The 7242-nt window shown below is 42.8% G+C and carries 6 protein-coding genes; 2 read left to right on the top strand and 4 right to left on the bottom strand.

Translation table 11 applies throughout. The features are described from left to right. Positions 1 to 68: 68 nt before the first annotated feature. Positions 69 to 1427: a TolC family outer membrane protein gene (locus ACM615_RS21755; protein WP_431012516.1), complete on the bottom strand. Its 1359-nt coding sequence runs from the start codon at positions 1425 to 1427 to the stop codon at positions 69 to 71. 1073 nt (positions 1428 to 2500) lie between these two features. Here ACM615_RS21755 and ACM615_RS21750 point away from each other — a divergent pair. Then, a complete protein-coding gene (locus tag ACM615_RS21750) occupies positions 2501 to 3085 on the top strand; it encodes a hypothetical protein (RefSeq protein WP_132966434.1) in 585 nt (194 codons plus the stop codon). Positions 3086 to 3196: 111 nt separating this feature from the next. Here the strand turns inward: ACM615_RS21750 and ACM615_RS21745 are convergent, their stop codons facing one another. Both ACM615_RS21745 and ACM615_RS21740 read right to left on the bottom strand, forming a co-directional pair. Next, positions 3197 to 3811, bottom strand: a complete 615-nt coding sequence (locus tag ACM615_RS21745; RefSeq protein WP_113876943.1) for a helix-turn-helix transcriptional regulator — start codon at positions 3809 to 3811, stop codon at positions 3197 to 3199. A gap of 678 nt (positions 3812 to 4489) precedes the next feature. Next, positions 4490 to 4756: a hypothetical protein gene (locus ACM615_RS21740; protein WP_113876942.1), complete on the bottom strand. Its 267-nt coding sequence runs from the start codon at positions 4754 to 4756 to the stop codon at positions 4490 to 4492. A 144-nt stretch (positions 4757 to 4900) separates the two neighbouring features. On the opposite strand from ACM615_RS21740, the gene ACM615_RS21735 reads away from it, so the two are divergent. Next, positions 4901 to 5785, top strand: coding sequence for a LysR family transcriptional regulator (locus ACM615_RS21735; protein ID WP_431012515.1), 885 nt, complete (start codon positions 4901 to 4903; stop codon positions 5783 to 5785). Between the two features lie 118 nt (positions 5786 to 5903). Here the strand turns inward: ACM615_RS21735 and ACM615_RS21730 are convergent, their stop codons facing one another. After that, the gene (locus tag ACM615_RS21730; protein WP_431012514.1) at positions 5904 to 7106 is read right to left on the bottom strand and encodes an NAD(P)/FAD-dependent oxidoreductase; all 1203 of its coding nucleotides are present in this window, start codon (positions 7104 to 7106) and stop codon (positions 5904 to 5906) included. Between the last annotated feature and the right edge of the window lie 136 nt (positions 7107 to 7242).

Genomic DNA, 7242 nt, shown 5'->3' with positions numbered 1-7242 from the left:
TCCTTGTCTGTAATGTGAGGTGTTGTTTCAATGCTAAAAAACATTTTTGTTGTTGATTTAACTGCAGGTTATTTCAGATCGGGTAACGACTGTTTCTCGCCCTGACTAATTCCAAGCTGAGGCAATAAGTTATTTACCGCCGTCGTGTAATTAATCAGTGAATACCAGCTGTCGTATTTGGCGCTGACTTGTGAAAACTCAGCCTGGAAGACGTCCTGCTCTACGCTGAGTAAATCATTCAGCGTGCGCTGGTTAAGTTTATATTCGCTTTTGTACACATCGCGCGAGCGGATTGAATCCTGTAGCTGTGCCGCGCTGGCCTGCACCTGCCCTTCGGCGCCCGCCCAGTTGGCATAAGCTACTGACGCTTTTTGCAAGATATCCAGCTTGGCCTGATCAACGAGCGTCGCGGCAATATTTTTGCGCCCTTCAGCCTGACTCACGCGTGCAGAAACGGCCCCGCCCTGATAGAGCGGCGCATCCACATGTAACTGGATTTGGTTATTCCAGTACGGGTTATTATTCGTTTCGTAACGCGTCCGGCTGGCCTGCAAGCTCAGCGTCGGCAAATAATCCGATTTGGCTTTACTGACTTCATAAGAGGCAGATTCTTGCTGTGTCTGTGCAAATAAAACGGTAGGGATTTTCGAATAATCGATATTCTCCGGCACAACCGGATTATCAAAATCACTGGCGGTAAATGGCTGATAATATTTAGCCTTCACACCGGTCAGCGATTCTAATTGCGCTTTGGCCGCCGATAAACTCGCCTGATATTGTTTCAGCGTTGAACGCATCCCTGAAATACGTGATTGCGCCTGCAATACATCGGAACGGGTACTGAGTCCCGCGTCTGCACGTAATGAAGACATTCTTCTGACGTCTTCCAGAGCACGAATATTTTCCTCAACCGTGCGGGTGAGGTCCTGATATTTTAATACGTCCAGATACGCGGTCGCGGTTTGTTCGGCCACGTCAGACATTGTCGCCAGTAATTTATAGCGATAGCTTTCCTGCGTTGATTTCTGCTGGCTGACATTGGCATTTGTTTTGCCAAAATCATAAACCAGCTGAGAAAGTGTCAGACCATAGGCAGCTGCATTATTCAGGCTGTTAGAAAAATCCTGCTGGGTTGAGTTGCCGGTATTCGCCGTCAGACCCACCTGCGGATACCACGCACTTTGCGCTTCCCGGATCTGCGCCTGGCCGATACCCAGCTGATAGGCTTGCTGCGTAACAGAAGGACTGCGAGAAAATGCCTGCAAGATAGTTGATTTCAGATCAACAGAATCGAGCCCTCTCATCGCAGGTGCGTTAGCCCACGCGTTGACATTTTCTGAAACATTTGCAAAGACCACGCCAGGGAATGTCAGTAACACCCCCAAAATGCTTAACGGTATGGCAATAATCTTAGACCACTTTTTCATCTGACACTCCTGTCATTATCCTTAGGGAGAACGTCCTCGTACAGCCATTGCACAGTCCTCCAGCCCCCTGTTTCCTGTGATTCCGGTCTCATTATTACAATCTTCGCGCTGCAGAAAAAGTGGTCAAAAATTACGTAAGTAAGCAGAAATACATTCACGAAGGTGGAAAAATCCTAATGCTTACATTCATTAGGTGAATGTGATTAATGTTATAAATCAGTATGTTGTTTTTAATAAAAAAGGGAAAAATCTGATCGCCTGAAAGGCGGATTTACAGTGAAAACTGGCATCATTTTGATTGATAGCTTTACAAAACTCAGTCATATCTTAGGATAATTTGCAAAATCCTTACAAATAAATCCCTGTTATTTCCCCTTTAACAGGCATTCATGACCGTGATCCGATGGAAAAGGAGAGAATAAAAACAAATTTTCACCCACAGATTAAAAGCAACATTTTGTTAACAATGATTTAAATACAATGTAAAAACATCTTATCATCGCCCGCAATAATGATTAATCATCATCTGACAATCCTCCTTAAGTATTAGCCACCGGGTTATCGCCATTGCGAGATAAAATGGACAACCTTCGCAGAGATTTCATCCGATATTCTTTCGAAAGTTTCATGAAACGAAAATTCATGGCCTTATCTGAAGGGCATTTTTTTTGATGAGGTGATCTTCAAAACAACGATTTTAACGTCTGTTAAATCAGTTAAATTAGTAGTGAGGCGGGTCGCAGCAGTTTTCTTTTCTGGTGTCTAAGAGTGTCAGTTTTTGTACATTAACTTAAGAATGTTTAAGTATTAAACGAAGAAATTAAAAATATTCCTAGACACGTAATTTATTTTGTCAGCAATAGAAAAAATACCATCTATTATCAGTCAGTTGCACTATGGGTTTCACAAAGTTTATTTACATGATAATAAGATGATCATATTTGGTTACGTTGACGATTGCATTCTTACCCGATAGTATACCGGAAAGCTTATTTGGTAATAATAACGGAGATGTATTATCAGGTATACGCAATGATCTCTACGGAAGCCGATGCATTTAAAGGAATGGATTAATGATGCGCATTGCACTTATTGACTCATGCACATTGACATATGTAGGGTTAAAAAACCTCTTTTCTTTAATCCGCACAACTTCAGGTATTACGTTCAATCATATCAGTGCGGAAGATGCGCTGGATAAACATGCTGAAAACTTCGACGTTTATATCCTGGAACCAGGTGAGATCAGCTTCGAGTTTAATATTGATAAATTCATCTATAATTTAAAATCTAAAACACAGCAGGAAAGCAAAGTCATCATCTTCAGTGATAACATCATTGTTAACAGTAAGTTAGCTGACTTTTGCGTATGTAAAGAGAACTCATTCTCGAAAGTATACTTCTTCTTTGACAGCTTATTGAAAGGGAAATACGACTCAATCAAACCCTTTCTTGAGGACTATTTGCTCAGTAAAAACGAAGCCATTCTGCTCCGCTGCCTGTCAAAGAACCAGCGAATGAAAAGTATTGAGAAAATCACGACAATTCCAATTTCTAACCTTTATTACTACAAATACAGCGCGATGAGAAAGCTCGGTCTTAAAAGTACCAAAGAGCTGTTTCGCTACCTTAATCGTGTGCTCAATCATTCCGTGTGACACCCGGATTTCAGTATTTCATCTATAAAAAAAGCTATCGTTTATCGATAGCTTTTTTGCCTTATAAAGACGACTTTTCGAAGTATCCGGGTAAGAAAATCTGCGCCCTGATCACTGCATCAGATACTTGTACAAATCTATCGAATTTTTAAGCCCCAATTTTTTCATGGCATTTCGCTTGTGGGTACTGATCGTCTTACTGCTCTTCCCCATTTTTTGCGCCACACCCGAATTGGTCTTCATGCTTTTAATCTCACATAACACTTCGCGTTCCATTGACGTCAGACACATTCTCGCCGGATGAAATACTTCATTTTTCTTTCTGTTTAAATAGGGGCTGATTGTCATCTGATAATTAAGGTCAACAACACCGGTAATGAGCATCTTTCTCAGCACCGTCAACTCTTCCTGTTCAGAGATGAGCATATCAATGTTCTCTTCAACCAGGCGTGTCAGTCTGTCGTATTGTTCAATTTTAGTGATTACAATGACGCGCGGCGGCTTGTATAAAAAATCCATTCTCCGGATGAACTTAATCACAGAGTTGAAGTTTTCTACGTTATTATTTATCTCAATAATAATGCAGTCTACGCTCATGCCAATTCCAGATTCGTAGAACTCATTCAATGAAGAAAACAAGTTAACTTTTGAATTGACATGATTAAGGATCGACGAGAGCGTCAGCATCTCATAATAGCCAGAGTGGATAACAACTGTTTGTTTCATTTATCATTCCATTGGTAGTACTTTCCGTTTTAATTCTTTTCTGAGGAAAAATCCTAATCCTCCTGAACACGGGCTAATCTTAGTGAGGCTGTTTTGACATGTCGATAGCGAGGCGGTCGGGCGGGCGGACTTAGGAATTTTCTAAACTTATTAGATAAATCTGTAAAAAACCAAACAACTAAAAATTAAACACCATCATTTAACATTTTATTAGCATAAAACCCCAACCAGAAGTGATAAGTAGTCGCATTCTCTGTTTATATTTGCTTTCAACTCTTTTTCCAGTCTGATTGACATGGATTACATCGCTATTATTTTGATGGAGAAAATGGCAAATAATCACCAACACTCAATGATCACTAAACAAATGGCTCTTTTTATTCATTCTGGTTAGGAATTTTCTAGTTTTTTGAGTAAAAAAAATCAGAAGGCAGGATTGATTAATTTTGAGCACAAAATAACAAATTTAATATCTCATCCAGGCGGTTCTGCCGTGCAAGTGATGGGAGTTCTGATGTCGCAGGGTCTGAGGCGGGGTGTCTCACTGATCAGACAGAATGCAAAGGGCGCAGTAAAGTGCCCTTTGCATTCGAATACATTCAGCAAATCAATTATAAGAACTACTTTTATACGCTTTGGATATTTTGGTTATCCTTTTGAAATAATTTTGTTCCACTTTTAATGAGTAAATTCTTTCCCTTCCAGTAATTCTTGCATTAGCCTTAACTCGTCCTTGTAGATATACCGCAACTGATTTCCATCAGAATAAATATCCTGAGCTCCCATGAAAACCAGACATGGGAATGACTCTGGCGCAGATTCAGAAAGGGCGATGTCCAATTCTTCATCCGTGAGAATCGAGGAATTCATAGGGTTATGATTAATATTCAAATAATCTTCTACGAACCATTTTTCAAATGTCGGTTTATCAGTCAGGACTTTCATTACACCTTCTTTTCAATAGCATGGTAACGGGTGTTATTAGGCATTCCTCTGGGATAAGACACAATAGAGGTTTTTCGAAGTCGTGCTTTGAATTTTTTATATCACCTGAACTAAGTATTTGATCAAAAGAAGAATAACTGAAAAATGAACAATAAATTTGACTATAATCTCATCAAAACGCTGGTGCTGGTGTATGAAACCCGAAGCATGAGTAAATCTGCGCAAGCATTAGGAATATCATCGCCCACGCTGACCTATGCATTAAATAAACTCAGGGATTATTACGATGATCCCTTATTCATCAAATCTGTTAAAGGACTAAGAGCCACGCCGCTGGCTAACCAGCTTTATCCCTCCTTTAAAAATATTGATGAAGAAATATCCCATTCTTTGATGGTAAGTACTGATGATCCACCTGAAATTTCTAACGTTATTATCAGAACCAATACAATGATTGAATATTATTTGATTGATAAGTTATTAAAAAATAGTAAATTTCCCAAGGAGTTAAATTTTACCTTTAATAACCGTATCATGCTGGAAGACCAGCGTAGTACCGCACTGGTATCAAGAGAAGTCGATATCGATATCGGCTCAGCCATCAGGCATAACCACTCGTTCATTTCAACAAAGATTGCTCAGTCACGGATAGTGGGTTTGTGCCGGAAAGGACATCCGAGGATAAAAAACCAATTGAGCGACAAGCAGTGGATGGCAGAAGAGCATATCGTTCTCAGCTCCGCCGAAACCAGCGCTTACCTTCCTGAAAAGCTGTACGGGCTGTCTCATCAGAGGAATATCCGTTACAGGTCTAACTCACTGATTAATATGATTTACTGCATTGAAAAAAGTGATGCTGTGATGTTCTTTCCGGCATTTCTGTTAAAGCATATCCCCGTGCATTTAGGCGTGCGCAGTGTGGAAATCCCCTGGATGGAAGAAGACACTCTGGATATTTATGCTTATATCCACAGTAAGGCGAAAAATGACGAGAGACTGGAATGGATTATCCAGTTACTGAAGGAGTAGAGAATAAATGATGGGGCATTATTCTGCGAAATTACAGTTACCCGTTTTTCTACAACCAGAATGGTGACATATACCTCGCCACCGGACATGTAACCATCTGGCAATTAATAAAAAAAACTTATTTACTGTGCTGCGCCACCAAATCTTGCGCACACGCCCACGCCGAACTCCAGGCCCACTGGAAGTTATACCCGCCCAGCCAGCCGGTCACATCCACCACTTCGCCGATGAAATACAAACCGGGGACTTTCGCCGCCGCCATCGTTTTAGAAGACAACTCTTTGGTATCGACACCGCCGAGTGTCACTTCTGCCGTGCGGTAACCTTCGGTGCCATTCGGCTGCACCTGCCAGTTTTGCAGTTGTTCCACCAGTGCGGCCTGTTGCGGCACGTTCAGCTGTTTGAGCGTCACATCCGGAAGCTGTCCCAGCGTTTGCAAGCATTCCACCAGACGCTTCGGCAGTTGCATCGCCAGCGTATTCTTCAGGCTCTGATTAGGATGTTCCTGACGCTGCGTATTCAGAAACGCCGCCAGATCGACATCAGGAAGTAAGTTAACACTTACAAACTCACCAGGCTGCCAGTAGCTTGAAAGCTGTAAAACAGCCGGACCGGAAAGGCCACGGTGAGTAAACAGAATGCTTTCGCGGAATACGGTACCATCTTCGGCGGTCAGCACCGCAGGAACGGAAACGCCGGAAAGCGTCTGTAAATGTTCGAGAAGCGGCTTATGCAGGGTAAACGGCACCAGACCGGCGCGGGTCGGCAACACTTTCAGGCCAAACTGTTCCGCCAGACGGTAACCGAACGGAGAAGCGCCGAGTCCCGGCATGGAAAGTCCGCCGCTGGCAACAACAAGTGAGTGAGTACTCACAGTTGAGCCGTTCACGTTGATAATAAAGCCTTCTTCCGTTTTCTGAACGTCGGTGATTTCACTTCTCAGACGCACATCAACGTTACCCGCTTCGCACTCTTTATCAAGCATCGCCACAATCTGCTGCGCGGAGTCATCACAGAAAAGCTGGCCGAGGGTTTTCTCATGCCAGGCGATATTGTAACGGTTGACCATATCGATGAAATCCCACTGGGTGTAACGCGCCAGTGCGGACTTACAGAAATGCGGATTTTCAGAAAGATAAGCCGCCGGCTCGGCGTAAAGGTTCGTGAAGTTGCAGCGTCCGCCACCCGACATCAGGATTTTACGTCCGGTTTTTTTGCCATTATCCAGCAGCAGAACCCGGCAGCCACCCTGTCCGGCCTGTGCCGCACAGAACATACCTGCAGCACCTGCACCAATGACGACCACATCAACCTGTTCCACTTTCGGCCTCTCTTTATGAATATTCGACTACGTTTTAGATAGGGTTTCCCCCTTCTGAGCGGGCGTGCTGCCCACTGAGTGGCGCGAATTGTAAGGGACAGACGCGTCTTAAACCAGTCAGACAGCTTGCTTTCTG

It is taken from the genome of Rahnella sp. PAMC25617 (assembly GCF_050606005.1).
GTDB lineage: Bacteria > Pseudomonadota > Gammaproteobacteria > Enterobacterales > Enterobacteriaceae > Rahnella > Rahnella variigena.
Note: the sequence above shows the minus strand (reverse complement) of the source record. Positions and strands in the feature narration are given on the sequence as shown.